This window comes from Flavobacterium pygoscelis, assembly GCF_023162025.1.
Taxonomy (GTDB): Bacteria; Bacteroidota; Bacteroidia; order Flavobacteriales; family Flavobacteriaceae; genus Flavobacterium; species Flavobacterium pygoscelis.
The window spans coordinates 152,990-179,496 of record NZ_JALNUB010000005.1 but is presented as its reverse complement, the minus strand read 5'-3'; the positions used below and the strand labels follow the sequence as shown (position 1 = coordinate 179,496).

Annotated in this window: 23 protein-coding genes and 1 tRNA gene; 12 read left to right on the top strand and 12 right to left on the bottom strand. The window is 32.5% G+C overall.

What is annotated here, in order from left to right:
• Positions 1–8: 8 nt before the first annotated feature.
• The 5 genes from MW871_RS09605 to MW871_RS09585 form a co-directional block, all read right to left on the bottom strand.
• The gene (locus tag MW871_RS09605; protein ID WP_248428376.1) at positions 9–2,738 is read right to left on the bottom strand and encodes a BamA/OMP85 family outer membrane protein; all 2,730 of its coding nucleotides are present in this window, start codon (positions 2,736–2,738) and stop codon (positions 9–11) included.
• Positions 2,671–3,411: an undecaprenyl pyrophosphate synthase gene (gene uppS / locus MW871_RS09600; RefSeq protein WP_210644600.1), complete on the bottom strand. Its 741-nt coding sequence runs from the start codon at positions 3,409–3,411 to the stop codon at positions 2,671–2,673. The genes MW871_RS09605 and uppS overlap by 68 nt, the downstream gene beginning before the upstream one ends.
• A gap of 4 nt (positions 3,412–3,415) precedes the next feature.
• The gene (porG, locus tag MW871_RS09595) at positions 3,416–4,090 is read right to left on the bottom strand and encodes a type IX secretion system protein PorG (RefSeq protein WP_248428375.1); all 675 of its coding nucleotides are present in this window, start codon (positions 4,088–4,090) and stop codon (positions 3,416–3,418) included.
• Positions 4,091–4,251: 161 nt separating this feature from the next.
• Entirely contained in the window at positions 4,252–5,136 is an 885-nt protein-coding gene (locus tag MW871_RS09590) for an NAD kinase (RefSeq protein WP_248428374.1), read from the bottom strand.
• Between the two features lie 103 nt (positions 5,137–5,239).
• A complete protein-coding gene (locus tag MW871_RS09585) occupies positions 5,240–5,899 on the bottom strand; it encodes a CBS domain-containing protein (protein WP_188048858.1) in 660 nt (219 codons plus the stop codon).
• 114 nt (positions 5,900–6,013) lie between these two features.
• Between MW871_RS09585 and MW871_RS09580 the strand changes: the two genes are divergently transcribed.
• From MW871_RS09580 to MW871_RS09550, 8 genes are all read left to right on the top strand, one after another.
• Positions 6,014–6,727, top strand: a complete 714-nt coding sequence (locus tag MW871_RS09580) for a pyridoxine 5'-phosphate synthase (RefSeq protein WP_248428373.1) — start codon at positions 6,014–6,016, stop codon at positions 6,725–6,727.
• Between the two features lie 78 nt (positions 6,728–6,805).
• Complete coding sequence (locus MW871_RS09575; RefSeq protein WP_248428372.1) at positions 6,806–7,564, top strand: alpha/beta fold hydrolase; 759 nt, start codon at positions 6,806–6,808, stop codon at positions 7,562–7,564.
• A 53-nt stretch (positions 7,565–7,617) separates the two neighbouring features.
• The gene (locus MW871_RS09570; RefSeq protein WP_188048852.1) at positions 7,618–7,962 is read left to right on the top strand and encodes a phage holin family protein; all 345 of its coding nucleotides are present in this window, start codon (positions 7,618–7,620) and stop codon (positions 7,960–7,962) included.
• Positions 7,963–8,182: 220 nt separating this feature from the next.
• Positions 8,183–8,767, top strand: a complete 585-nt coding sequence (locus MW871_RS09565; protein ID WP_248428371.1) for a DUF3347 domain-containing protein — start codon at positions 8,183–8,185, stop codon at positions 8,765–8,767.
• Positions 8,768–8,769: 2 nt separating this feature from the next.
• A complete protein-coding gene (locus MW871_RS09560; RefSeq protein ID WP_248428370.1) occupies positions 8,770–9,330 on the top strand; it encodes a helix-turn-helix domain-containing protein in 561 nt (186 codons plus the stop codon).
• 86 nt (positions 9,331–9,416) lie between these two features.
• Positions 9,417–11,906, top strand: a complete 2,490-nt coding sequence (locus MW871_RS09555; RefSeq protein ID WP_248428369.1) for a heavy metal translocating P-type ATPase — start codon at positions 9,417–9,419, stop codon at positions 11,904–11,906.
• Between the two features lie 418 nt (positions 11,907–12,324).
• A complete protein-coding gene (locus MW871_RS16335) occupies positions 12,325–12,456 on the top strand; it encodes a hypothetical protein (RefSeq protein WP_255462775.1) in 132 nt (43 codons plus the stop codon).
• Positions 12,457–12,672: 216 nt separating this feature from the next.
• Positions 12,673–12,744, top strand: a tRNA-Glu gene (locus MW871_RS09550).
• Positions 12,745–12,841: 97 nt separating this feature from the next.
• Here the strand turns inward: MW871_RS09550 and nhaA are convergent.
• Entirely contained in the window at positions 12,842–14,008 is a 1,167-nt protein-coding gene (nhaA, locus tag MW871_RS09545; RefSeq protein WP_248428368.1) for a Na+/H+ antiporter NhaA, read from the bottom strand.
• A 596-nt stretch (positions 14,009–14,604) separates the two neighbouring features.
• A complete protein-coding gene (locus MW871_RS16410) occupies positions 14,605–15,258 on the bottom strand; it encodes a M949_0222 family glutamic-type intramembrane endopeptidase (RefSeq protein WP_427854650.1) in 654 nt (217 codons plus the stop codon).
• Between the two features lie 540 nt (positions 15,259–15,798).
• On the opposite strand from MW871_RS16410, the gene MW871_RS09540 reads away from it, so the two are divergent.
• The 4 genes from MW871_RS09540 to serB all read left to right on the top strand — a co-directional run bounded on the left by MW871_RS09540 (position 15,799) and on the right by serB (position 20,833).
• Positions 15,799–17,124, top strand: coding sequence for a trigger factor (locus MW871_RS09540; RefSeq protein WP_210644582.1), 1,326 nt, complete (start codon positions 15,799–15,801; stop codon positions 17,122–17,124).
• A 310-nt stretch (positions 17,125–17,434) separates the two neighbouring features.
• Positions 17,435–18,112, top strand: coding sequence for an ATP-dependent Clp endopeptidase proteolytic subunit ClpP (gene clpP, locus MW871_RS09535; RefSeq protein WP_188048845.1), 678 nt, complete (start codon positions 17,435–17,437; stop codon positions 18,110–18,112).
• Positions 18,113–18,199: 87 nt separating this feature from the next.
• Positions 18,200–19,432: an ATP-dependent Clp protease ATP-binding subunit ClpX gene (gene clpX / locus MW871_RS09530; RefSeq protein WP_210644580.1), complete on the top strand. Its 1,233-nt coding sequence runs from the start codon at positions 18,200–18,202 to the stop codon at positions 19,430–19,432.
• Positions 19,433–19,594: 162 nt separating this feature from the next.
• On the top strand, positions 19,595–20,833 hold the full coding sequence (serB, locus tag MW871_RS09525; RefSeq protein ID WP_248428367.1) for a phosphoserine phosphatase SerB: 1,239 nt from the start codon (positions 19,595–19,597) through the stop codon (positions 20,831–20,833).
• Between the two features lie 109 nt (positions 20,834–20,942).
• Here serB and MW871_RS09520 read toward each other — a convergent pair whose 3' ends face one another.
• The 5 genes from MW871_RS09520 to MW871_RS09500 all read right to left on the bottom strand — a co-directional run bounded on the left by MW871_RS09520 (position 20,943) and on the right by MW871_RS09500 (position 26,494).
• Positions 20,943–23,093: a peptidase domain-containing ABC transporter gene (locus tag MW871_RS09520; RefSeq protein WP_248428366.1), complete on the bottom strand. Its 2,151-nt coding sequence runs from the start codon at positions 23,091–23,093 to the stop codon at positions 20,943–20,945.
• Positions 23,094–23,169: 76 nt separating this feature from the next.
• Positions 23,170–23,694 (bottom strand): TlpA family protein disulfide reductase, encoded by a 525-nt coding sequence (locus MW871_RS09515; RefSeq protein ID WP_248428365.1) that lies wholly within the window; start codon positions 23,692–23,694, stop codon positions 23,170–23,172.
• 9 nt (positions 23,695–23,703) lie between these two features.
• Positions 23,704–24,180 (bottom strand): hypothetical protein, encoded by a 477-nt coding sequence (locus MW871_RS09510; protein WP_248428364.1) that lies wholly within the window; start codon positions 24,178–24,180, stop codon positions 23,704–23,706.
• 278 nt (positions 24,181–24,458) lie between these two features.
• The gene (locus MW871_RS09505) at positions 24,459–24,704 is read right to left on the bottom strand and encodes a hypothetical protein (RefSeq protein ID WP_248428363.1); all 246 of its coding nucleotides are present in this window, start codon (positions 24,702–24,704) and stop codon (positions 24,459–24,461) included.
• 263 nt (positions 24,705–24,967) lie between these two features.
• Positions 24,968–26,494: a GH3 auxin-responsive promoter family protein gene (locus tag MW871_RS09500; RefSeq protein WP_248428362.1), complete on the bottom strand. Its 1,527-nt coding sequence runs from the start codon at positions 26,492–26,494 to the stop codon at positions 24,968–24,970.
• Positions 26,495–26,507: the final 13 nt, after the last annotated feature.

Sequence of the window (26,507 nt, the reverse complement as noted above, 5' to 3'; positions counted from 1 at the left end):
ACTTTTTATTAAAATTGTTGACCAATAATAAAGTGAGGTTCCCATCCATGTGCTTTTGTTTCTCCAGGAAGGCTATCAAAACCATATCCAAAATCAATTCCTAATAATCCAAATGCCGGCATAAAGACACGTAAACCAACACCAGCAGAACGGTTTAAAGCAAACGGATTGTAGCTTTTGAAACTAGCATATGATGAACCTGCTTCTGCAAAGGCTAATGCATAAATTGATGCCGATGATTTTAGGGTTATAGGATAACGCATTTCCATTGAAAACTTATTAAATACAGTTGCTCCAATTTGCTCTCCTGCATTATTTGTAGGTGTCAATGAATTGTTAGGATATCCTCTTAATTGAATAGTTTCTCTACCATCCATTGAATAATTTGCTAACCCATCACCACCAAGATAGAAACGCTCAAAAGGAACTGCTCCTCTTTCTTGATTGTATGCACCAAGGAAACCAAACTCACCCATCGTTTTAAGAACTAGTTTCCCGTATATTTTACTATACCAATCAGCCTTAAATTTTATCTTATAATATTCTAACCAATTAAATCTCTTTTGATCCACTTTACTAGGATCTGCTGCAGCAAGAGTATAGTCAGCAACCTTGTTTCCATTACTATCGATATAATCTCCAATATTTACAATATTACCGTTTGTGTCAGGTATATTTTGTCTGTCAACAGTATTCTTTAATTTGTATTCTTGTTGATCTCCTAAAGTAGCATAATTGATCCCATTAAATAACGAATAAGGAGGTGTCATTTTTGCTGTTATACTAAACTCAGAACCATAAGTCGGGAAAATAGGATTTAAACCTTTACTACTTCTTGTTAATCCTATTGTATAAGCTAAGTTTCTAGAAGTACCATCTCCAAAAGTAAATAATCCAGTGTTGTAATTATTTAAAGAGTAGTGTTGGTAACTTACAGCCTGAGACAATACGAAATAATCATCTGGCACAGTTAATCTTTTTGCAATTCCTACAGATAAAGTCAGGATGTCAAAACTTTTTGATTTATCTGCTCTCTGTGTAATGTAGTTATTTAAAAACTGTTTACTGTAAGATAATGATGTGCTAAAAGAAACTGGTTTTTTACCACCAAACCATGGCTCCGAAAAGGAAACACTATAGGTCTGAAAGTACGTACTCGCTTGTAAACGCAATGATACTTTTTGACCATCACCCATTGGTAATGGTTTGTAAGCATCTTTGTTTAATAAGTTTCTAGCAGAAAAATTATTAAATGATAATCCTAGTGTTCCGATGAAACCACCACCACCATAACCTCCTTGAAGTTCGATTTGGCTGGACCCTTTTTCAACAAGATTGTATTCTATATCAACAGTTCCTGCTGATGAATCTACATTTTTAAATTTAGGATCTATTGCTTCTGGATCAAAAAATCCAAGTTGACCTATTTCTCTTACTGTTCTTACTAATAAATCCTTACTGTATTTTTCGCCCGGTTTAGTTTTTAACTCACGATAAATTACACGGTCATTAGTTTTGTCATTCCCTACTACGGTGATTTTATTAAAATAAGCAATTGGTCCTTCTGTAACTCTAATTTCAAAGTCAATAGTGTCGTTTGCTGTTCTTACTTCAACGGCATTGATATTAGAGAATAAATAACCGTTATTTTGGTATAAATTGGTAATGTCTTCTCCGTCAGGCTTAGTCTTATCGGCTATTCTTTTTTCAAGTAAAACTCCATTATAAACGTCTCCTTTTTTAACGCCTAAAATTTGACTCAAACCTTGATCGCTATAAATAGTATTTCCTAAAAACTTAATATCTCCAAAATAATATTTATTACCTTCCTCTACATTAATTTTTATATCTAATGCTTTTTTAGCTTTATTATAAGTTACAGAATCTGAAATGATACGAGCATCTCTATATCCTTTTTCCTTGTAAGCAGCAACCACTTTTTCTAAATCAGATTTGTATTTTTCTTTTATAAATTTGGATGCTTTTAAGATACGGATAGGATTTTTTTGTTTAGTATCCTTCATCGCTTTGCGCAATACTTTATCCGATAATTTTGTATTTCCTACAAAGTCAATTTCATGTATTTTTACTTTTGTTCCTTTGTCAATAGTAACAAGCATATTGACTTGGTTGGCAACAGTGGTATCTTTTACTGTATTGATATTAACTTTAGTATTGTAATAACCGTCCTTTTTATATTTGTTTTCAATATAATTTTTAGTAGTTGTTATCAAGTTTTCATTGACCACTTTACCTTTAGTAAGACTGTTATCTTTGATCAAAGATTCTGTTTTGTTTTTCTTAACCCCAACAAACTTTACCTCATTTAATTTTGGTAATTCGATAAGGTTTAAGTCAAGATAGATACTGTCATTTTGTATTTTATTTACATAAAAAGTAATTTCATCAAAAAGACCAAGTTTTCCTAGTTTTTTGATAGCAGTACTGATTTCTTCACCTGGAATAGTAAGTTCTTGTCCTTTTTGTAAACCAGAAAAAGTAACGACAGTTTGTGAATTGAAACTGATATCTCCGATTATAGCAACATCGGCTAAAATGTATTTTTTGCCTTCATCAAAAGGAACTCTTTCTTGGGCTTTCACTGATGAAAAACTTCCAAAAATCAAAACGGTAAGGGCTATTTTTATGCTTTTATTTAACACTAAAAAATTATTTAATTTGTTCACTTGTTTTTCCAAATCTACGTTCTCTTTTTTGATAACTAACGATAGCCTCATATAAATCTTGTTCTTTAAAGTCTGGCCATAATATGTCAGTAAAATATAATTCTGCGTAAGCAATCTGCCACAACAAAAAGTTACTTATTCTATGTTCTCCACTTGTTCGTATTAATAAATCTACGTCTGGTAAATTTTGCGTGTAAAGATGCTCATTAATAATTGAATCGTCAATACTGTCTATTGAAATTATATTATTTTTAACTTTACTACATATATTTCTTACCGCATTGACAAGTTCTTCTCTAGATCCGTAGCTTAAGGCCAAGGTTAGAGTCATTTGCGTATTGTCTTTTGTTTTGTCAATTACATCAAGAAGTTCCTTTTGTGCCGATTTTGGTAATTGCTCTAAATTACCAATTGCAGTAAGCTTTATGTTGTTTTTTTGCAAAGTAGTTAATTCCTTTTTCAAAGAATTAATCAATACCCTCATCAAGGTTTCGACTTCTAATTTTGGTCTGTTCCAATTTTCAGTAGAAAAAGCGTATAAAGTAAGAAACTCAATGCCAAGTTTAGCACTAGCTTCTATAATTACTTTTACAGATTTTGTTCCGCTTTCATGACCTAAAGCTCGCAAAAGTCCTTGCTGTTTTGCCCAACGACCATTTCCGTCCATAATTATGGCTAGATGTTTTGGTAGTCTTAACGGGTCAATGTCCTGTAGTAAATTCATTTATTTATTGTGCACAATAACAGGGTTTTTCTCCAAAAGTATACGTTAGTGTAACTCCTGAAAATACATACCAATCATTATTATTTATATTTCCGAAATTGTTATTAAAACTGCCATCTATATTATCTGTCAATGTATATCGTGCTCCGGTTTCAAGAGCAAGAATTAAATGCGGAGATAAATTTGATTTTACTCCTACTATCATAGGAATTGCTATAGATTTTCTTCTCTCTGTTCTTCCACCAGATCTAGCGCCTGTTTGAGGATCTGATATTTCGTATTTGCTAAAAAAGTAACTGACTCCAGAGGCAACATACGGTGTTATTTTTCTGTCTAAATTGTGAAGATTAAAATCAAAAAAGTTGAATTCTAAACCTAAATTAAATTCTTTTAAATCATTATCGAAACGGTATCCTCTTTGAGTTCTACTGTTTTCTTTAGAATTTAAGTCATTTGAAGTAATCTCTGACTGAATATAGGAAGCTCGAAAGGAATGTCTAGGACTTTTATTCCATTTATAGAGTAAACCAAATGCTAATTTATTTGGAGCGATGTACGTTGTAGGTCCTACGTCTCCAATATAATTACTACCTCCTAAGAATACTCCAACCTCATGAATCTGAGCTTGAGCACCCATGAATGGGATAAGACAAATAAAAAAATAAAAAATCTTGTTCATTTAATCAAAAATTGCGTGCAAATATAATAATTATCAATTCGTTTCAATACCCATTCGTTTAATTCTCTATTTTTTTATCATAGTTATTTAATACAAAATAAGTATTTGTTTATTTAAACGTTAAAAAAGGATAAAATCGTATCGCATTCTTTCAAAATGAATTAATTTCTTTTGTCTTCTCCCCAAAGTAATTTGTTGCGTAATGTTTGTACAAAAGTTTCTCTTGGTATTTCTACCATATTGATATTAAAAGGTGTTTTCTTTAAAGTCAGTATCGACTCATTCTTTACCGACGTAACTCTGGAGTCTAGTGAGACTAAATAATTGGCCTCTCTACCTGAAACTTTTAATCGAATTTCGGTACTATCTGGTACAACAAGAGGTCTAGTGGTTAAGTTGTGTGGTGCTATAGGAGTTATTACTAAACTTTTTACATCTGGAGTCAAGATAGGTCCGCCACAACTTAAATTATAGCCAGTTGTTCCTGTAGGTGTTGAAATAATTAAGCCATCTGCCCAATAGGAATTTAAATATTCTCCATTTAAATACGTGTCAATGGTTATCATCGCTGTAGTATCTTTTCTGCTCACTGTGATTTCGTTCATCGCAAAATTCATTTCTTCAATAGACTCATTTGGCGTAGAACAGTCTATGCTAATTAGTGCTCTTTGAGAAATAGTGTATTTTTTATCTAACACAAATTGAAGGAATTCAGATATATTCTCTTTTTGAACGCTTGCTAAAAAACCTAACCTGCCTGCGTTAATTCCTAAGATTGGTATTCCAGAATCACGAACTAATGTAGCAGCTCTTAAAATTGTTCCGTCTCCGCCAATACTAATTAACATATCAAAACTAGAATCTAATTCTAAGTGAGAAGTAAAAGTTTTATATTTATTTTCTACTAATTTACGTTCGTAAAGCATAGACAGAAAATTTGCTTCTATGATCATCTCTACATTGTTTTTGGTGAGAAAAACAAAAATGTCATTTATAATGGGTTGTGTGCTATTTTGATAATATTGACCGAAGATCGCTACTTTCATTTTTTTTTAAATTTGATAGTGAGATAAATAGTTGTTAATTTAAAAAAGAGGATCAATAAATAGTGATTTCTTTTTTAATAAAAACCATTTCCTAAATTTGTTGTTATATATTAAGGTACTTGTCTAAATATTCAGAACGTTCCTTTAAATTGTTGATGTAATTATCTTCCTGATGGTCTGACATGATTTCATAATCGTATCTTCTAAAAGTTTGGATGATTTCATTCATTGCTCCTAAACTTATTTTTAAAGTCACCTCTACACTTGAAGCATCTGCTTCGGAAATAAATACTCCTAGAATCTTACCATTATTACTTTCGACTATTTGAGTAATTTGGCTCATAGAATAATCGAGTATTGGTTTTTTGACAATGATGATGGCACCTGGTTCTTTCAAAAAAGGAGTTTCATGAAAAAACTTCATGATGTCTTCTATTTCATAATATCCCACATAAGTATTATTCTCATCCAAAACGGGAACTAAATTAGTGTGATTTTTGGCAAAAACTTCTAAAACATCAAGCCAAATTGTTGTAGTTCTTGCAAAAAAACCTTCTAATGTAAAACGATAATCGGTTACTTTTTTATCAAAATCAAAGGTCTCAATATCTTCTGCTGCGATGCTCCCAATGTAAATACCCTCTTCGATAATTGGAAAATGCGAAAAATGTAAATCGTCAAAAAACGTTTGAACAGTAGATATGGTATCTTGACTGTCAATCGCTTTAAAATCATTAGTGATGTATTCTGTAATTTCTGTCATAAATCATTCCTCAATATTCGATGCAAAATAATCAAAAATAAGCAAAAAGTCCTAGATTTTACTTTGTATTTTTGCTTCTACTAAATAGTAGTATCAAAATAAAAATCAGTTTTCATGACAAAGTTAAGTGTAAATATCAATAAAATAGCCACTTTGCGTAATGCTCGCGGTGGAAATGTGCCCGATTTGTTAAAAGTAGCGACCGATATTCAAAAATTTGGAGCGCAAGGTATCACCATTCATCCTCGACCAGATGAACGTCATATTCGTTATCAAGATGCACGTGACTTGAAACCGATCGTCTACACGGAATTTAATATTGAGGGAAATCCACAACACAATTTCATAGATTTAGTTTTAGAATGCAAACCAGAGCAAGTAACTTTAGTTCCTGATGCTATTGGAGCCATTACATCTTCGGCAGGTTGGGATACAGTAAAAAATAAAGCCTATTTGACAGAGATGATTCAAGAGTTTCAACGTCACGGTATTCGAACTTCTATTTTTGTAGATCCTATTAATGAAATGATCGAAGGCGCTAAAAAAACGGGAACCGATAGAATCGAATTATACACAGAAGCCTTTGCACACCAATATAGTTTAGGCAACGAAAGAGGAATTGATCCGTATATCAAAGCGGCTATTTTTGCAAATGAATTAAATTTAGGAATCAATGCTGGTCATGATTTAAGTTTGGATAACATTCAATTTTTTAAACAAAATATTCCTGGTTTGCTAGAAGTATCTATTGGCCACGCATTAATTTCTGAAGCTTTATATCTGGGTTTAGAAAATGTGGTAAATATGTATTTACAAAAAATGAAATAATTCATTAAAAAGGGTAATGATTTTAGACGCTTATTTAGATCTATAATCTTTGATCATTACTCTACAATCTAAAATATAATGTTATATTCAAAAATAGAAGGTTCTGGTCAGCCACTATTAATCCTTCATGGATTTCTAGGAATGTCTGACAATTGGAAAACCTTAGCCACACAGTTCGCTGCAAATTTCGAAGTCCATGCATTAGATTTACGCAACCACGGTCGCAGTTTACAGTCGGAAGAGTTTAGTTATGAAATCATGGTTAAAGATGTTTTCGACTATTGTCAACTTCATAATCTAGAAAACATTAATATCATTGGGCACTCCATGGGCGGAAAAGTTGCGATGCTTTTAGCAACAAGACATCCTGAATTAGTAAGCAAATTAATTGTTGCTGATATTGGACCCAAGTTTTATCCACAGCATCATCAGGATATTTTGGCAGGATTAAATGCCGTTGATTTCTCTATAAAACCAAGTCGCTCGGATGTGGAAGAGATTATGAAAAACTTCATTCCTGATTTTGGAACACGCCAATTCTTAATGAAAAATTTATATTGGGTAGAGCCAGGTCAATTGGCTTTCCGATTCAATTTAGCTGTTTTTAATCATAAAATGGATGAAATTGGGGTTGCGCTTCCAGAGGATCTCGTTTTTAGCAAACCCACATTATTTATTCGTGGTGGAAATTCGAAATATATATTAGATCGTGATTTTGAAAACATCAAAAAGCATTTTCCTGATTCAAGTATAGAAAATATTCCAAATGTAGGACATTGGTTGCATGCAGAAAATCCAGCAGAATTTTATCAAAAAGTAACTGCTTTTTTACAATAGTAAAACCTACTTTAATTATTACTACATTTATTAAAACTTAAAAAACACAAAAAATGAATTTACTGATTAAAATAATAGTTACAGCAGCTTTAGTCTTGCTTATTTCAAATTTTATGCCCGGGGTTCATGTCGCTGGTTTTTCTACCGCATTAATTGTGGCAATAGTATTGGGATTGCTTAATATTTTTATCAAGCCAATTTTAGTGCTTTTTACTTTGCCAGTTACGATTCTTACTTTAGGATTGTTTTTGCTAATCATCAATGCACTTATTATTATATTATGTACCAATATTGTAGGTGGTTTTAAAGTAGACACCTTTTTTACAGCCTTGTTATTTAGTATTGTATTGTCCGTTTTGCAGTCTGTTATGAATGGGATTCTAGGAGAAGGAAAGTAATAATTTGCTCATTTTCTTTATAGGAAAGCTTGGTGTCTTACGATACTGAGCTTTTTTTTAAAAAATAGGGTATTCCAGTTTCTCTTTTTAGTTTGTTTTTTTTTGATACTAAAAAATGGAGTCTGACTTTTATCAGAACTAAAAAGAATGAAATTCTGCCACTTTGATACTTTAAAATCATTAAATTTATACTCAAATATAATTTTAAATAAAGAACACAATGAGTACTATAAAAAAATCTGTGATTGCAATTATGGTTTTATTTTTCATTTCAAATGTAAATGCAACAAACTTAAAATCTTCAACTGTTAAAGTCAAAATGCCTAAGCAAACAAGAAGCAGCTCTGTCTCTTCATTCAAAACTGATATGCTGGATGCTAAATTAAATGGTGTTTTTGAGAATTATTTTCTACTTAAAGATGAATTGGTGAAGACTGATGGCGTAACAGCTGCTGCTAAAGCAAAATTGTTAGTCACTTCTTTGAGCGAAGTAAAGATGGGTGAACTTTCAAAAGAAGTTCATAAAGTTTGGATGAAAGTAATGAAAAATGTTATGGCTGATGCCAAAGGTATTGCAGCAACTCAAGATGTAAAAGCACAAAGAGTGCTTTTCGTGTCTTTGTCTAAAAAAATGTATGATTTGGTTAAAGTAGCTAAGTTTCAAACGCCTGTTTATTACCAGTTTTGCCCTATGGCAAATGACGGAAAAGGAGCTAACTGGTTAAGTAAGGAGAATGCAGTAAAAAATCCGTATTATGGAACTAAAATGCTAAAATGTGGAGAAGTTGTAGAGACTATTAAATAATAATGAAGCTCTATATTAAAAACATGGTCTGCAGCCGATGCATCATGGTCATGGAGTCTGAACTTGTAAAGTTTGGACTCCATCCCATTTCAGTCGAATTGGGAATCGCAGTTATTTTCGAAACTTTAGACAAAGAAGAGGAGCAGCAACTCAATGCGAAATTAATAACCTTAGGTTTTGAAATCCTTGATGATAAAAAAAGCCGAGTGGTCGAGAAAGTGAAAAATTTGATTATTGATTTAGTTTATTTTAAAGACAATCAATTCCAGACGAATTTATCAAATTATATAGTTGCCGTTATTGGTCAAGATTACAGTTATATAAGCAGTGTTTTTTCGCAACAAGAAAACACAACTATTGAACACTATTACATCCTTCAAAAAATTGAAAGAGTTAAAGAGTTGCTTGTTTATGATGAGTTAACTTTAAATGAAATTGCTTTTCAACTTAACTATAGCAGTTCTTCTCACTTAAGTAAACAATTTAAAAAAATAACTGGTCTAACGCCAACATGCTTTAAAAGCTCAAAAGAGCCAAAAAGACACCTCATAGAAAACCTATAAATATTACATAAGAGATCCAGAATTGTACAAGTTCTTTCGTCTTTATTTATGGTAATTTTGCTTCCCACATCAAATCCTATAAAATAATGACCTATAAATATACAATTACTGGAATGTTTTGCGATGGTTGCAGAACCAAAGTCGAAAAAGCATTGAATGCAATGGAAGAAATACAAGCAACGGTTACTTTAGATCCGCCAATTGCTACTATCACCATGCAAAAACCAATTCAAACTTCTGAATTTCAAGAAGTACTTACTGCTGCTGGAAAATACTCCATAAAGGTTTTTAATCCCAATGATTTAAAATTACCAATAGATGAAGTAGTTGTTGAACTTCCTAAAAATGTCGCAGGAAAATATTATTGTCCAATGTTTTGCGAGGGCGAAAAAGTATATGATGATGCTGGCGATTGTCCAGTGTGTGGAATGGATTTGGTAAAAGCTCCGGATTTAGAAGCGACCAAAATCATGTTTACTTGCTCGATGCATCCCGAAATAATACAAGATCATCCCGGAAATTGTTCTATATGTGGAATGGACTTAGTGCTAATGGAACCAAAAGATGGTGAAGAAAATAAAGCCTATAATGAGCTTTGGCGTAAAATGAAGATTTCACTTCTGTTTACAATTCCTATTTTTATAATTTCAATGTCAGATATGATTCCGAATAATCCATTGAATAAAATTGTGGATACGCAAACATGGAATTGGGTAGAATTGATATTATCACTTCCGGTGGTTTTTTATGCGTGTTCGATGTTTTTTGTACGTGCATGGAAATCTATTGTTACTTGGAATCTAAATATGTTTACGCTAATCGGAATTGGATCAGGGGTAGCATTTCTTTTTAGTTTAGTAGGTTTGTTTTTTCCAGCAATTTTTCCAGCTGAATTTAAAACGCATCACGGGACGGTTCATCTTTACTTTGAAGCTACAACAGTTATTTTAACCTTAGTTTTATTAGGTCAGTTATTAGAAGCAAGAGCTCACAGTAGAACGAGTGGAGCGATAAAAGAACTTTTGAAATTAGCACCAACGCAAGCCACAATAGTAAGTAATGGTTTAGATAAAGTAATAGCCATTCATGATATAAAAAAAGGAGATTTACTGCGTGTAAAACCTGGGGATAAAATTCCAGTTGACGGAAAAATTACTAGCGGAGAAAGTACTATTGACGAATCAATGATTTCGGGTGAACCCATTCCGGTTGATAAAAAAGTGAATGATGATGTTATAGCAGGAACCATCAACGGAAATAAATCATTTGTAATGATTGCTGAAAAAGTGGGTTCGGAAACACTGCTTTCGCAAATTGTACAAATGGTAAATGCTGCCAGTCGTTCTAGAGCGCCTATTCAAAAAGTAGCTGACAAGATTGCAAAATATTTTGTACCTACAGTTGTGCTAGCATCAATTATAACTTTTATTGTTTGGGCAAATTTTGGTCCTGAACCCGCTTTGGTCTATGGATTTATAAATGCGATTGCTGTTTTGATTATTGCTTGTCCTTGTGCATTGGGATTAGCTACGCCAATGTCTGTAATGGTAGGTGTTGGAAAAGGAGCACACTCTGGTATTTTGATAAAAAATGCCGAAGCTTTAGAAAATATGAATAAAGTAAATGTGCTAATAACGGATAAAACAGGAACAATCACGGAAGGAAAACCATCGGTAGAGAAGGTGTTTTCAACGCAACATAACGAAGCGGAGCTATTGCAAAATTGCGCCTCTTTAAATAAATATAGTGAGCATCCTTTAGCGCAAGCAGTTGTTAAGTTTGCCGAACTAAAAGAAATTGCATTAATAGAAGTTCAAGATTTTCAAGCTATTTCAGGAAAAGGAGTGGTTGGTACTGTGGCGAATAAAAAAGTAGCTTTTGGAAATAGAAGTTTGATGGAAACTATTGGCAATGAAATAGCGGTCGATTTAGAGAATAAAGTTATAGCAGAGCAGAAACTTGGAAAAACTGTTTCATATATTAGCGTTGACGGTGTGACTTGTGGTTTTATTGCTATTCGAGATGCTATTAAACCAACAAGTGTAGCGGCAATAAAGGAATTAATACGCCAAGGAGTAGAAGTGATTATGCTTACTGGCGACAATAAAAACACAGCAAAAGCAGTAGCAAAAGAGTTGAATTTAACCTCTTTTAAAGCGGGTTGTTTACCAGAAGATAAATTAAACGAAATTAAGCGTTTGCAAGCTGAAGGCAAAATTGTGGCTATGGCGGGAGACGGAATCAATGACGCTCCAGCTTTGGCACAAGCCGATATTGGAATCGCCATGGGAACTGGAACTGATGTAGCGATAGAAAGCGCCAAAATAACATTGGTAAAAGGTGATTTGCAAGGCATTGTAAAAGCTAAAAATCTAAGTCATGCGGTGATGAAAAACATCAATCAGAATTTATTTTTTGCATTCTTTTATAATGTGCTTGGTATTCCAATTGCTGCGGGTGTTTTATATCCATTTTTTGGAATTTTGCTTTCGCCAATGATTGCTGCTTTGGCTATGAGTTTTAGCTCTGTCTCAGTAATAGCAAATGCGTTGCGATTGCGTAATGTTAAGTTGTAGTATTATTTAAAAGCTTTTTTATAATTAGAGGATTAAATTATTAACTAAATTAGTTTTCAGATTTCTCCAAATTCTTTTTGTGATTTTTAGCTGTTAACTTTAATAAATAGTAATACCTACAAGGTTTTCAAATCCTTGCAGGAGTGCTATAGTCGTTTTAATTAGTATGATAATTTAATGAAGTAAATTATAATTAATTTAGTTTTTAATTTCCTGCAAGGTCTTATTAGGACCTTGTAGGAATTGTTATAATTGAAGTAGACATCTAAATCTATAGTATCTTCAATATAGTCTAATTGCATTGTGCCATTTTTATTTTGAATCGGTATTATAGCTTTTCTTCATGAACTAAAACAACAATTCGTTTGGTTTAATTTGAATTAAATAATATTGCGTAAATTGTGTAAAAAATAGCATTATGATTGATACAGTAAAAGTGACTACAGATGGAAATTCATTTTTTGGATTGCCCTTATTTTGGTGGGTTTCAATATTGATTTTTGCTGGCGTAATATTAGCGGCAGCTCATTTGTATAGAAAAAGAAAATAATTTGTTAGAACATTTTGTTTTAAATTAACATTCTCCGATTGAAAAGAATTGTATTTATCTAAAAATATAAATACAATTCTTTTTCATGCTAATTGCTAATTATGAATTGGTTATGGATTTGAGGTAGATAAAATGTATTTAAAGCTCTTTAGTTTTTAGTTTAAGCGTTGCAAATCTGAAAAATATTTATACTTTTGCACTCGAATTGAAAAGTAAGGCCCGTTCGTCTATCGGTTAGGACGCATGGTTTTCATCCATGTAAGAGCGGTTCGATTCCGCTACGGGCTACTAAATTAATTTTTATTTTCTTTAAAAAAAAAAGCCTCAAAATAATTTTATTTTGAGGCTTTTTTTATGCTTTCCGATTTCAATACACTTGATTATGCTATTCAAGTTCTGATGGCTTTTTAAATTTGCTTTTCGGTTTTAGTGTGAATTTTAAAAATACAAAACCTAGCAATCCTGCGGTAACCGATGCAAGTATGATAGCAATTTTTGAACTATTTATTAAGGCGACATCATCATAGGCAAGAATAGTTATGAAAATGGACATTGTAAATCCAATTCCTCCTAATAACCCAACACCAACTATATTTTTCCATTGCAATCCTTTTGGTAGTTTGCATAATCCAATTAACGCTCCAGTGAAAGCAAAAGCTACAATTCCGATAGGCTTTCCTAAAATTAAGCCTGCAATAATACCAATGCTGTTTGATTCGCCTAAGCCATTTTGCCAATCAGCTCCAATAGCGATACTTGTGTTCGCTATTGCAAAAAGCGGTAGAATTACAAAGGCAACCGGTTTGTGTAAAAAATGTTGCAAAACATAAGAAGTTGATTTTTTATCACCATTACCAAACGGAATTGCAAACGCTAATAAAACTCCAGTTATGGTGGCGTGAACTCCAGAGTTGTACATAAAATACCACATTACAACTCCTCCAACGAGATAAGGAATTAGGTTTTTAACTTTCAGACGGTTGAGTAGTAGTAAAACTGCAAACACTGCTAGAGACAATAATAAGTTTGTCCAGATAATGGTTTTTGTGTAAAATATTGCGATAACGATAATAGCAATTAAGTCATCGATTACGGCCAATGCAGTCAAGAATATTTTTAATGATAGCGGAACTCTGTTGCCTAATAAAGAAAGAATTCCAATAGCGAATGCAATATCGGTAGCCATTGGGATTCCTGCTCCAGCTTGTGTTGCAGTACCAAAGTTAAATAAAAGAAAAATACATGCCGGAATGATAAAACCTCCCATGGCTCCAATAAGAGGAAAAGAAGCGTTTTTTATATCAGAGAGTTCTCCTTTGTAGATTTCGCGTTCTAATTCTAAACCAATTAACAAAAAGAAAACTGCCATTAACGCATCATTTATCCAATGCGTAATACTGTGACCGCCTATGTCAAATTGCCAAAAGTCAATATAACTAGATTGAATAGGAGAATTGGCTAAGGCAAGAGAAATAATGGTCACAAAAAGTAAAATAACACCTCCTGCTTTTTCGCTTTCGTAAAATTCTTTAAATAGAGCAGTGATCTTCATGGATTTGTTTTTATGGAATCTTTGAAATTCTAAATCCAAGCAAAACAAGCTTGAGACTTTAAATTATACAAATAGAAACCTTTGGTTTTCCGTATTGATTACGGTTTTACCAAATATAGCTTTTTAATAGTTTAAATAAATCTTGTTTGGTGTTTGTTTTAAAGTTGAGCATTTTATCCCGAAGCTTAATATTAAATTTCATCAAATATTATTTCACCGTTTTTAATGCTCTATTTCTGTTCCAATTTTTTAGATTTTTAAAAGTAGCGGGAAATTCAGTGAAATTTTTTTTCAAAATCGAATTTAATTTATTTTTGTTATTTCTTTTTCAAAATCGAAGATTATTATATTTTATAAGTTTTAGTTACTGCGAGCGTGCCGCTGAAACCAAAGTTATTTAGTTGGGGTTTTAACCTTCCAACTTTGTCATTCTGACGAAGGAAGAATCTTTGTTTGTTCTCTTGTTTGTTGCTCTTGCTTCACTTGTTCGGGTAAACCCTAGAGTCCTTCTCTGTCGGAATGATCAAAAAAAACAACTTTTTTAATTATTATTTTTAACTTAATTACATTGAATTCGCGCCAGCTTGAGATAATTTTTATTGGATTAATTTGTATAATATAATTATCAAAAAAGGCAATGAATTATTAATTATATGAAAAAAATAAGAACGCCAAATATTGTATTTTTTAGCAATATAACATAGGAATACTCCTGCGATAATTTTTTCAGAGATGGGTATTAAGTTTACCCAAGAGAAATTATCGTAATTAAATAAATGTATAAATCCAAAAATTATAGAAGAAATCAAAATGATTATTATTGAATTTATTTCTATGAAAAGTAACATTTTTTCATATAATTTTTTGTTGAAAAGCACTAATAGGCCGCAAATAATCACCACTATAAAAATATATAAAACTGTGGTTTTTTGTTTGAAATAGGAAGTTAAAAAAAATACGATTGAGATAAAACTTAGTATTAAAACCAATCGGGACTTGTATTGTAAAAACCCCCTAAATATTAATTCTTCAATTAATGGAATGAGAAATAGATAAGGGAAAATTTTAGATAAATTAAATTTATCTAAATCGCTTTGATCAATAAACGATTCGTGAGTAATAAACGACTTAATATATCCCGCAAAAAAATTTAGGATTGTTAGTACTATAAATAACGTAAAATCTTGTCTAAAGATTCCATGGAATTTTTGATTTGGATTTTTTAAAAAGCACAAAAAATCATTTTTCATTAAATTATTATACATTGTCTACATTTATGTTAGATTGTTAAATTCTGTGTTTTTTTTTTTTTGCTCAATTTCAGCTATCACATATTTAACTCTTTCGTTATCTCACTTGCAGAGGTATAATCAATAATACAAGTTTATATTATTAGCGAATATAAATATTAATCTTACAAAAAAGTATTTTTTTTATATACAAAGTGAAGCAATTACGATATTGAAATTTTTAAAATAAACACCAATTCCACACACAACCCGCGTGAAGGATTACTTCATTATATTTTATTTTTTGGTATTCAGTGAACTTCGTTTGCAGTTAAAATCCTTTTTTATCATGTAGCTATAGCGAAATGATTAAAAAGATTGCAACGAAAAGCCTGACCATCCGCAGCGGAACGGAGGTGTGACATACCCAAAACACACCACATATTCTAGATTTCTTACCTCAGATTTCACTCGTAAGGTTCAGCAGTAAAAAGCTTGTGGAACTTGTAAAAATTTTATAATTTTGCAGTCCGAATTTATAATAATAAATTAAAGAAGAAGATGGATATCAAAAGAGTAGCAATAGACGCTGTAAACGAGACAATTGTAATGACTGTAGTTCACATGGATTACAAAGGTCAAGTAGCAAAAAGAATAAACGAAAAAATGCCTTTGGCAACTGTTAAAGGATTTAGAAAAGGGGCTGTGCCTAAAGATCTTGTTGAAAAACAATACGGAAAAGCAATCAAACAAGAAGAAGTTCAAAAAGTGGTTGACTTAGCTTTGGAGCGTTTTGTGCAATCAGAAAGATTAAACCTTCTTGGAACTCCACTTCCTAAAGTAAACGAGAACTTTTCTTGGGATGCTGAAGAATTGGTTTTTGAATTTGAAATTGGACTAGTTCCTAACTTTACTTTGGATCTTGAAGGTAAAAACGACATTGTAAAATATGTAGTTAAAGCTGACGATAAATTGATTGACGGTCAAGTAGCACGTATCCAAAAACAATTTGGTACTGCAATTCCTCAAGAAGTTGTGGTGGCAGATTCAGATATTACGGGAACTTTCGCAAACGAAGAAGCTGGAATCAACAATGCAACGACTATTTCTCTGGATATGTTCAAAGACAAAGCGACTGCTGATAAATTCATCGGTAAAAAAGTTGGTGACGTTGTGACTGTAAATACAAATGGTTTGTTTGAAGACGCACATCAATTGATGGACGTAATGAAAATTGGTCATGATGACGTGCATACAATCGCTGTTGATGTAGATTTCACAATCGAAGCAATCAACGGTTCAGAATTGGCAGAATTAAACCAAGAGTTGTTCGATAAATTGTTTGGAGCTGGAAATGTAGCTACATTAGAGGAGTTGAAAGCTAAAATCAAAGAAGATGCTGAAACTCAATTCGCGCAACAAGCTGATCAAAAATTATTAGCTGATGTTCAAGATTTCTTGATCGAAAGCACGAAATTTGATTTGCCAGCTGAATTCTTAAAAAAATGGTTGCAAACAGTAGGGGAGAAAAAATTGACTCCTGAAGAAGCTGAAGTAGAATATGCAAGATCGGAAAGAGGATTGCGTTTTCAGTTGATCGAAGGTAGAGCAATGGCTACAAACGAAATCAAAGTTACTTTTGAAGACTTGAAATCATTCACTACAAAAAATATCCGTCAACAAATGGCTCAATTTGGTCAAACAAATCCAACGGACGAAGAAGTTCAAGGAATTGTGGCTAGAGTGTTGTCTAACCAAGACGAAGTAAAAAGACTTTCTGACCAAGTGGTAGGAGAAAAAATGCTTGACTTGTTTAAAGAAAAAGCAAATCCAACAACTAAAGAAGTGACTTATGAAGAATTTATTGCCGCTTCATACGGAGAATAATTTCTAAATAATAAGTATATTTGAGCGTCAAAATAAATATTTTTTGGCGCTCTTTTTATTTATAATACTGTCAGGAGCTAATCCAGTTATCCGTTGCAAGTTTTTTCATCGGGTTTGCTTTTTTCTAAGCAAGAAAAGGAGCTTCTTCCAGTCGCTCTTTTCGTGCAAGAAAAAAAGCAACACGATTTCAAAAAGCTTTTCACTGCTACCTGGGCTAAAAACGAGACATATTGACATTAACTATAAAAAGGTACGACCTTTGCGTTATGTTTTTTGACTTTAAGACATTCAAACTTTTAAACTTATATAAATGAACTACGGTAAAGAATTTAAAAAATTTGCTACAAAGCATCAAGGAGTGAACTCAATGTATTACGATAAAATCGTAGGTGCAATGACTCCACCAACTAATATGACTCCTTATATTATAGAAGAACGTCAGTTGAATATTTCACAATTAGACGTTTTCTCAAGATTAATGATGGACCGTATTATTTTCCTAGGAACAGGGATTGACGACCAAATTGCAAACATCGTTCAAGCACAATTATTGTTTCTTGAAAGCGCTGATGCTTCAAAGGATATTCAAATTTATTTGAACTCTCCAGGAGGAAGTGTTTACGCTGGTTTAGGAATTTATGACACGATGCAATACATCAAACCAGATGTAGCAACCATTTGTACAGGAATGGCAGCTTCTATGGGTGCGGTTTTACTATGTGCAGGAGCAGCAGGAAAACGTTCGGCATTGCCACATTCAAGAGTTATGATTCACCAACCATCAGGAGGAGCACAAGGAGTTGCTACTGATATGGAAATCAACTTGCGTGAAATGTTGAAATTGAAAGATGAATTGTACCATATCATTTCTCAACATTCAGGACAAACTTTTGATAAAGTTCATTTAGATAGTGAACGTGATTATTGGATGATTGCTGAAGAAGCAAAAGCATACGGAATGATTGATGAGGTTTTAATAAGAAAGTAAAAATATAGTCGAAAGTCGAAAGTCGAAAGTCAGGAGCAATGCGAATGACTTTTGACTTTATGACTTTTTGGCTTTAGACTTAAAAGAATGGCAAAAGCAGTATTAGAATGTTCGTTTTGTGCGAGAAAGAAACCAGAAACCAGCTTGCTGATTGCTGGAATCAATGCGCATATTTGTGATAAATGTATCGAACAGGCACACGGAATTGTTTTAGAAGAATTAAAATCTGGCGGAAGTTCAAAAGCTGTTGGTGATTTGATTTTGAAAAAACCTAAAGAAATTAGAGCGTTCTTAGATCAATACGTTATTGGTCAAGATCAAACTAAAAAAGTAATGTCGGTTGCGGTTTACAATCACTACAAACGTTTGATGCAACAGCAATTAGATGACGAAGTAGAGATTGAAAAAAGTAACATCATAATGGTGGGACAAACAGGAACAGGAAAAACATTAGTAGCTAAGACTATTGCTAAAATGCTTGACGTTCCGTTGGCAATTGTTGATGCAACAGTGCTTACCGAAGCAGGTTATGTGGGAGAAGATGTCGAAAGTATTTTGACTCGTTTGCTACAAGCAGCTGATTATGATGTGGCCAAAGCAGAACGCGGAATCGTATTTATTGATGAGATTGACAAAATTGCTCGTAAGAGCGATAATCCATCTATTACGCGTGATGTTTCTGGAGAAGGGGTGCAACAAGCTTTACTGAAATTATTAGAAGGAACTGTTGTAAATGTACCACCAAAAGGAGGTCGTAAACATCCAGATCAAAAATTCGTTGAGGTCAATACGCAGAACATTTTGTTTATTGCCGGTGGTGCTTTTGATGGTATAGAAAGAATTATTTCTAAACGATTGAATCGTCAGGCTGTTGGTTATTCTACTTCTAAAAACGTAGATAATATTGACAAAGACAATTTATTGCAATACATTATCCCAAAAGATATAAAAGATTTTGGTTTAATTCCGGAGATAATTGGGCGTTTGCCAGTATTGACACACATGGATCCTTTGGACAGAGAAACGTTGAGAGCAATTTTGACGCAACCTAAAAATGCGTTAATCAAACAATACGAAAAGTTATTTTTGATGGATGAAGTCGTTTTCACGATCACGGATGAAGCGTTAGATTTTATTGTAGATAAAGCATTAGAATACAAATTAGGAGCTCGTGGATTGCGTTCTTTATGCGAAGCAATCTTAACCGATGCGATGTATGAATTGCCAAGTTCTGATGATAAAACATTAGAAATTGATGTGAAGTATGCACAAGAAACATTAAATAAAAATTTATTGAAGCGATTAGAGATTGCCTCTTAAAAATTGCATATTTGATAAAAAGACTAGCCCGTTCATTTAATTGAGCGGGTTTTTTTGTGTCAATTTTACACTATTTGTTATTGTGTCTAAAAAGCAGCATTATTTTTTTTTATCATGATTAGAATACCGATTTTTGTTACTTCATAATCAAAATAATGCAGGATGAAAGTAGAGGATAAAGAGGTCATTTTATTAAAAGTTTCTGGTCAAGATAAATTAGGTGTAACGGCAGGATTAACCTCTGTGTTGGCTAACTATGATGCAATAATTTTAGATATTGGTCAAGCTGATATTCATGACACACTTTCTTTAGGGATTTTATTTGAAATAAAAGCGGGATCCACTTCTGCGCCTGTATTGAAAGATTTGTTATTTAAAGCTTATGAATTGGAAGTTAAAGTTAAGTTTATTCCGATCTCTATTGCTGATTATGAAATTTGGGTAAAAGGGCAACGCCAACAACGTTACAGCATCAATGTTTTGGGAGAAACACTTACTGCTGTTCAATTGGCGGCTGTGACAAGAATTTTGTCCAATCAAAAGTTAAATATTGATGCCATTAAAAGATTAACAGGTCGGGTTTCTATTGTTGAAAAAGAAGAATTTCCTCGTTCTTGTATTCAACTTTCCGTAACCGGTACAATAGTAGATAAAACTTTTATGACGGCTAGTTTTATGGAAATTTCACGAACCTTAAACGTTGATATTTCTTTTCAGGAGGATAATATGTATCGTAGAAACCGCCGTTTAGTTTGTTTCGATATGGATTCTACTTTGATACAAACTGAAGTTATAGACGAATTAGCAGAATTAGCAGGTGTAGGAGAACAAGTTCGTGCGATCACCGAAGCAGCTATGAACGGCGAAATAGATTTTAGTGAAAGTTTTAAACAGCGTATGGCGTTATTAAAGGGGCTAAGCGAAGATGTATTGCAAAATGTTGCAGAAAATTTACCAATCACAAAAGGAGCGCATCGCTTGATGAAAGCCTTGAAATATTACGGTTATAAAACGGCTATTTTATCTGGTGGTTTTACGTTTTTTGGTAAATACTTACAGAAGGAATTAGGAATCGATTATGTTCACGCAAACGAACTCGAAATTATTGATGGTAAATTGACAGGGAATTATCTCGGCGAAATTGTAGATGGCAAAAAGAAAGCCGAATATTTGCAAGCTATTGCAGATAAAGAAGGGATACATATTAATCAAACGATAGCAGTAGGAGATGGCGCTAATGATTTACCAATGCTAAGTTTGGCTGGTTTAGGAATTGCTTTTCATGCAAAACCAACCGTAAAAGAAAAAGCAGGAAGTTCTATTTCTAGTTTAGGTCTCGATGGAGTTTTGTATCTTTTAGGATATCACGACAGGCATATTGATATGATGGAGGAGGAGTAAAGTTCGAATTATTTCAATTATACAACTATACCTTCTCCAATTGCATGCTCTTCAATTACTCTAATTAAATGCGCTAGTTAAACATAATTCTTTGTTATATGAAATTTATTTAGTCTTGCCAATATTCACTATAAAAATTAGTAGTTTCCATCAACTCTTCATGATTTCCAGTGGTTGATAGTGTCCCATTTTCGAGAACGTAAATAGTATCTGCAATTTTTTTCAAGGTATTCAAGCGATGTGAGATAAAGAAAATAGCACAGCTAGGTTTTATTTTGGCTAATAACGCCATAGAGAAATTCTCTGTGTTTCTATCCATTGCCGATGTCGCTTCATCTAAAATTAAAAACTGCGGTTTTTTATATAATACTCTAGCTAAAGCTATAATTTGTTTTTGTCCACCTGATAAATTAATTCCTTCTTCTCCCACTATCGTTGCTAATCCTTGTGGCAATTGATTAAAGTAAGCTTCAAAACCATATTCAGTAAGGAATGAAATTATGTTCTCTGGAGTTTCAGTTGCTCCAAGTAAAATATTATCAATCACATTGCCATTGAAGATGATTATATCTTGCGGAACTACGCCTATCAATTTGCGATAGCTTTGTAATTCAATTTCAGATAGTTGGTATGTATTATTAACGGTAATAGTTCCTTTTTCAAAATTATAAAAGCGTTGTAATATTTGACCAATTGTACTTTTCCCGCTACCGCTTTCTCCCACAATTGCCGTTAGTTTTCCTTTTTCTATTTTAATATTAACGTTCGAAAATAATTCACTTCGTCCCGCGAATCGAAAAGATAGATTTGTTAATGAAACACTTTTAATTTCATCGATTGCAACACCTTCTTCTTTTTCTTTTTCGATAGAAGCAAATTCAAACATTCTAGTGAAAGCAATTTTGGCTTCATTGATAGGTATTGATATCAATGCTAGATTTGCAATTGATGGTAATAAGGAACCTACGATCCCTAAAATCGCCATTAATTCCCCTAATTTAATTTCTTTGTTGAAAACTTGAATAGAGGTGTAAATTAAAACTCCGGTCAAAAAGAAAACACTTGCCAGTCCTGATTGCCAGGAAAGGCGAATATTTATTTTTCCTAAATGAAGTAGTTTTTCTTGGAAGTTCTCAAAAATCATTTCATTGGTTTTGCTAAAAACCGCTTGTTTGTTATCGTTTTTTATAGTAGAAATTCCTTGAATAGTATTGATATAATTGCTTTCGTTAAAGGCGTAACTTTGCATAACTGATTTTTGTGCTTCAATTATGGCTTTGTTACTTCTATAAATAATGTAAAAATAGACAGGCATGGTCAATAGTGAAATTAAACCTAATTTCCATGAGTAACCGAACAAGAAAACTAACGAAATAATAGAAACTAATACATCAATTACTAAGCTGCTTGCCAGCATCTTAATCACTCGCTGAACTCTTTGTGTGTCATTCAGTCGAGCAACTAATTCCCCTATTTTTCGCGTATCAAAAAAAGGTTTTGGAAGATGAAGCAAAGAGGAAAAAAACTGAAAATTAATGCGATTATTGAAATCTTTAGATTGTTGTAGTAGGAAAAACTCTCGCAATACCGAAATTCCAACTCGTGCCAAAAGCAATATAGCCAATAATACAATTCCAGAGATCAGTTTGTTAATTTTATGCGAAGGTAAAATGTCATCAATTAGTTTTTGAGAAAACAAAGACATGGCCATTCCTAAACCTGCCACAAAAACACCAAGTAGCACACTTATCCAAAGTAATTTATAGTCTGGTTCTAGTAATGCTAAAAACCACTTTTGTTGCGCATTTTTGACTTCAGTTTCTTTAACAAAGTTTTCATTGGGTTCTAATGTTAAACAGCTTTTTGAAACCCAAATTTCATCTAATTCAGTTGCCGATAAATAATGAATTCCCTTACCAGGATCGCCAATTAAGAAACCTTTTTGGTCATCATATTGATAACAAACCACGTAATGTTGTAGTTTCTCTTCTATTACTACATGAAGTATTACCGGTTGTTTGTGATCAATTAACGCTTGTATATCTGCTTCGCAACCCTCGGCATTAAATCCTAATTCATTAGCAACTTGATACAAACCAAGTAAGGTTGTGCCTTGTTTGGTAGTTCCGCTTAATTCACGTAACTTTTCAATAGATTGCTTGCCGCCATATAATTTAATGATGGACAATAAACACGCAACACCACAATCAGATTGGTCGAGCTGTAGTGTATGGGTTTTTTCGATATGCTTTGTAGTCATTATTTTAGTTTGCTATTGCTTCATTTTGTCATTGCTTCGCCTGTTCGCTTCGCTCAAGTCTGACAAAGGAGGAATGTCATATTTTTTGTTGTAGTTTTTTTAGCAAAACCTCTACCTTAGTTTGCCCTTTTATTTTCTCAATTAGTTGTTGTTTTTTATCATATAAAACTAAGCAAGGCAAAGATTGAACATCAAAGGTAGTAGCGAAAGTAACTTTAGTGTCACATACAAAATGAATGTTATCATAATTTTGAAGGTTGTATTTTTTAGCAAAAGATTCTATTTTTTCAGGCTTTTCAAACGAAACAAAGACAAGTTGATTTGGTGTGAATTGATCTATACGTTCTTGTATCATTTTTGTCTCTTCATTACAGTACTCGCATTCACTGTTGAAGTAGATAAAGAGAGTTGGGGTGTCTACTTTTAAATTATTATTGGAAAATTGTTCACCATTTATATTTTGATACTTAAAAGTAGGAATGGTTTTTATGTTGGCTGCCACTTCTTTTTTATGGTTTATTTTAGTCACTATTTGGTAGCCCAAAAAAGTTAACAAACTAATAAAAATTAATGGTATTAGTAATTTAAGATATTTTTTCATTTTGCTTTTTTAGGAATAATTCAAAGTAAAAAACATGATGACCACGACCCACAGCAATAAAGCACTGCCATAACTGGAAGCCACAATTTTTAGCCCGCGATCCATATTCGTTTCGGTAATTTTACCAATAAAATAAGCGAGAAGTAGCCAGTAGGCCACTTCAAATAAATTAAGTACTTGGAAAGGATAAATCAACCAAGGTTCTAGACCTTGATATCCCACAATACTCAATGCAGACAATGGATAAAAATATTGGATATCTTCTAAATTATAAATCGTTTGGAAAAAATAAAACCAGATGATTTTAAATATAGGGATTAATAGAAATACAAACTCTGCTGTAATTACAAAACCCCATAATTGTTTAAATGTAACTGTTGTTTTGCTGAAGAAAAATGTACCCATATACAGTACACTTGCTATTAGGCTTGTTTTGATTAGTAGTACTATAGGGATAATTAGATAACCCACCCATTGCCACTGCATTTTAAATTTAAAAATTTTCTCTATTTGTTGATTACTAAGTTTGTCAGAGAGGGAGTTGTATAATATTTCTGTTGTAATTATGAATTTATTCAGTATTATATTTAATAAAACCACGGATAAAAACAATAATATAAATTTAAATAATCATTTAAATCTCATTTGTTTAGACGTTTAAAAATTTACAATAAATTATTGTTATTGGAAAAAAAATTAAAGTTGTTTAATTTTTCTTTAGAATTAATACAAAGTTAAAAATGAGTGCTACTAGAATTATGTAACTATTTTTCTTGTTTCAGATTAGAAGGCAGTTCATCTTTCCTCTCAAGTAGTTTATATTTATTTTTAGTTTGTTGATGAAAATATAAAATGACAATGAAAATAATAATTGATGGAAAATCAATTGTATTATTTGCTATATTAAAGACAATATATAATCCAATAAATATCAAAATCATAAAAAGCATGAATTTTGCATTATTCAATTTTATTCTTGCTTCGTCTATTTTTTTTCTTGTTTTTTTCATGTTTTTTTAAAACGTAAAATACCCTAATCATTTCGATACGGTATTTTACAAAATTATAATAATTAGTCAAAAAAAGCTGCCATACAGCCAATGTATATTAAACCATCCGTTAAAGAAAAAGCAGGAAGTTCTATTTCAAGCTTAGGATTGGATGGTGTTCTATATCTTTTAGGATACCATGACCGACATATTGATATGATGGAGTAATGTATAAAAAAAGTAATCAAACCAATCAGTAAATTTTCCTTTATAAATCTATAAATTTAAACTACGATACTAAACTGCATACTTTTCAACTGTTCCAAATAATCTCTATGATTAGACAATCTAGGGATTTTGTGTTGTCCGCCCAGTTTATTGTGATCTTTCAGCCAGTCGTAAAATAAATGTTTGCGTGCTACATTTATTATTAGCGGATTTAGCGTCATATTATTGTGTCTTTTGGCTTCGTAATCAGAGTTTAGAGATTGTATCGCTTCGTCTAATATTTTTTGAAAATTAGTTAGGTCTTGTGGGTTTTCTTTAAATTCAATCATCCATTCGTGAGCGCCTTTTTCTTTACCTTCCATAAATACGGGTGCTACAGTATAATCAACAACTTGTGTATTAGTCAATCGGCACGCTTTGGCAATAGCCTGATCGGTGTTTTCGACCATCAATTCTTCGCCAAAAACATTAATGTGATGTTTGGTTCTACCCGTAACCCGAATGCGATATGGGTTTAATGAAGTGAAACGAACGGTATCGCCTATTAAATAACGCCATAATCCAGAATTAGTAGTAATTACTAAAGCGTAATTTTTGAATAATTCTACGTCTGCTAATCGAATTACTTTTTGGTTGGGTGTTCCAAATGTGTCCATCGGAATAAATTCATAAAATATTCCATAATCTAACATTAACAATAAATCACTAGAATTGTTTACATCCTGAATGGCAAAAAAACCTTCGGAGGCATTGTATATTTCGTAGTATTTGAAATCTTTTTTGGGTAATATTTTTTGATATTGTTCTCGATAAGGTTCGAAATTTACTCCTCCATGAAAATATACTTCTAGATTAGGCCAAATTTCAAGTAAATTTCCTTTGCCCGTTTCCTCTAGCATTTTATTCATTAAAACTAACATCCAAGAAGGAACACCGGCAAAACTAGTTACATTTTCATTTTTGGTTTCATTTATAATGGCAGCTATTTTAGATTCCCATTCGCTCATCAACGAAATTTTATTACTTGGTGTGCTACTGAATTCTGCCCAAATTGGCATGTTTTCAATTAAAATCGCCGATAAATCACCAAAAAAAGTATCATTGTCTTCGTAAATCTGTGAGCTTCCGCCTAAGCGTAAACTTTTACCAGTAAAAAGTGAAGAATCTTCGTTGTTATTTAAATACAAACACAATAAATCTTTACTTCCTTTATAATGGCACTCTTCTAATGCTTTGTTGCTTACCGGAATAAATTTGCTTTTGGCATTGGTAGTTCCGCTAGACTTAGCAAACCATTTTATCGGCTCTTCCCAAAAAACATTTTGTTCTCCTTGACGCGTCCTTTCTATCAAGGGTTGTAATTCTTCATAACAAGAAATTGGAATTCGAGCTGCAAAAGTAGCGTAGGAATTGATAGAAGTATAATCGTATTTTTTACCAATTACCGTGTTTTTTGAGGACTGCACTAAATTCATAAGTAATTCTTCTTGAACTTCATTTGGGTATTTCAAGAAAAGTTCGATTTGATGGATTCGTTGTTTGAGAACCCAAGAAGCAAACGAATTGATTATGGTTAGTGGCATTTAGATTTCTGAT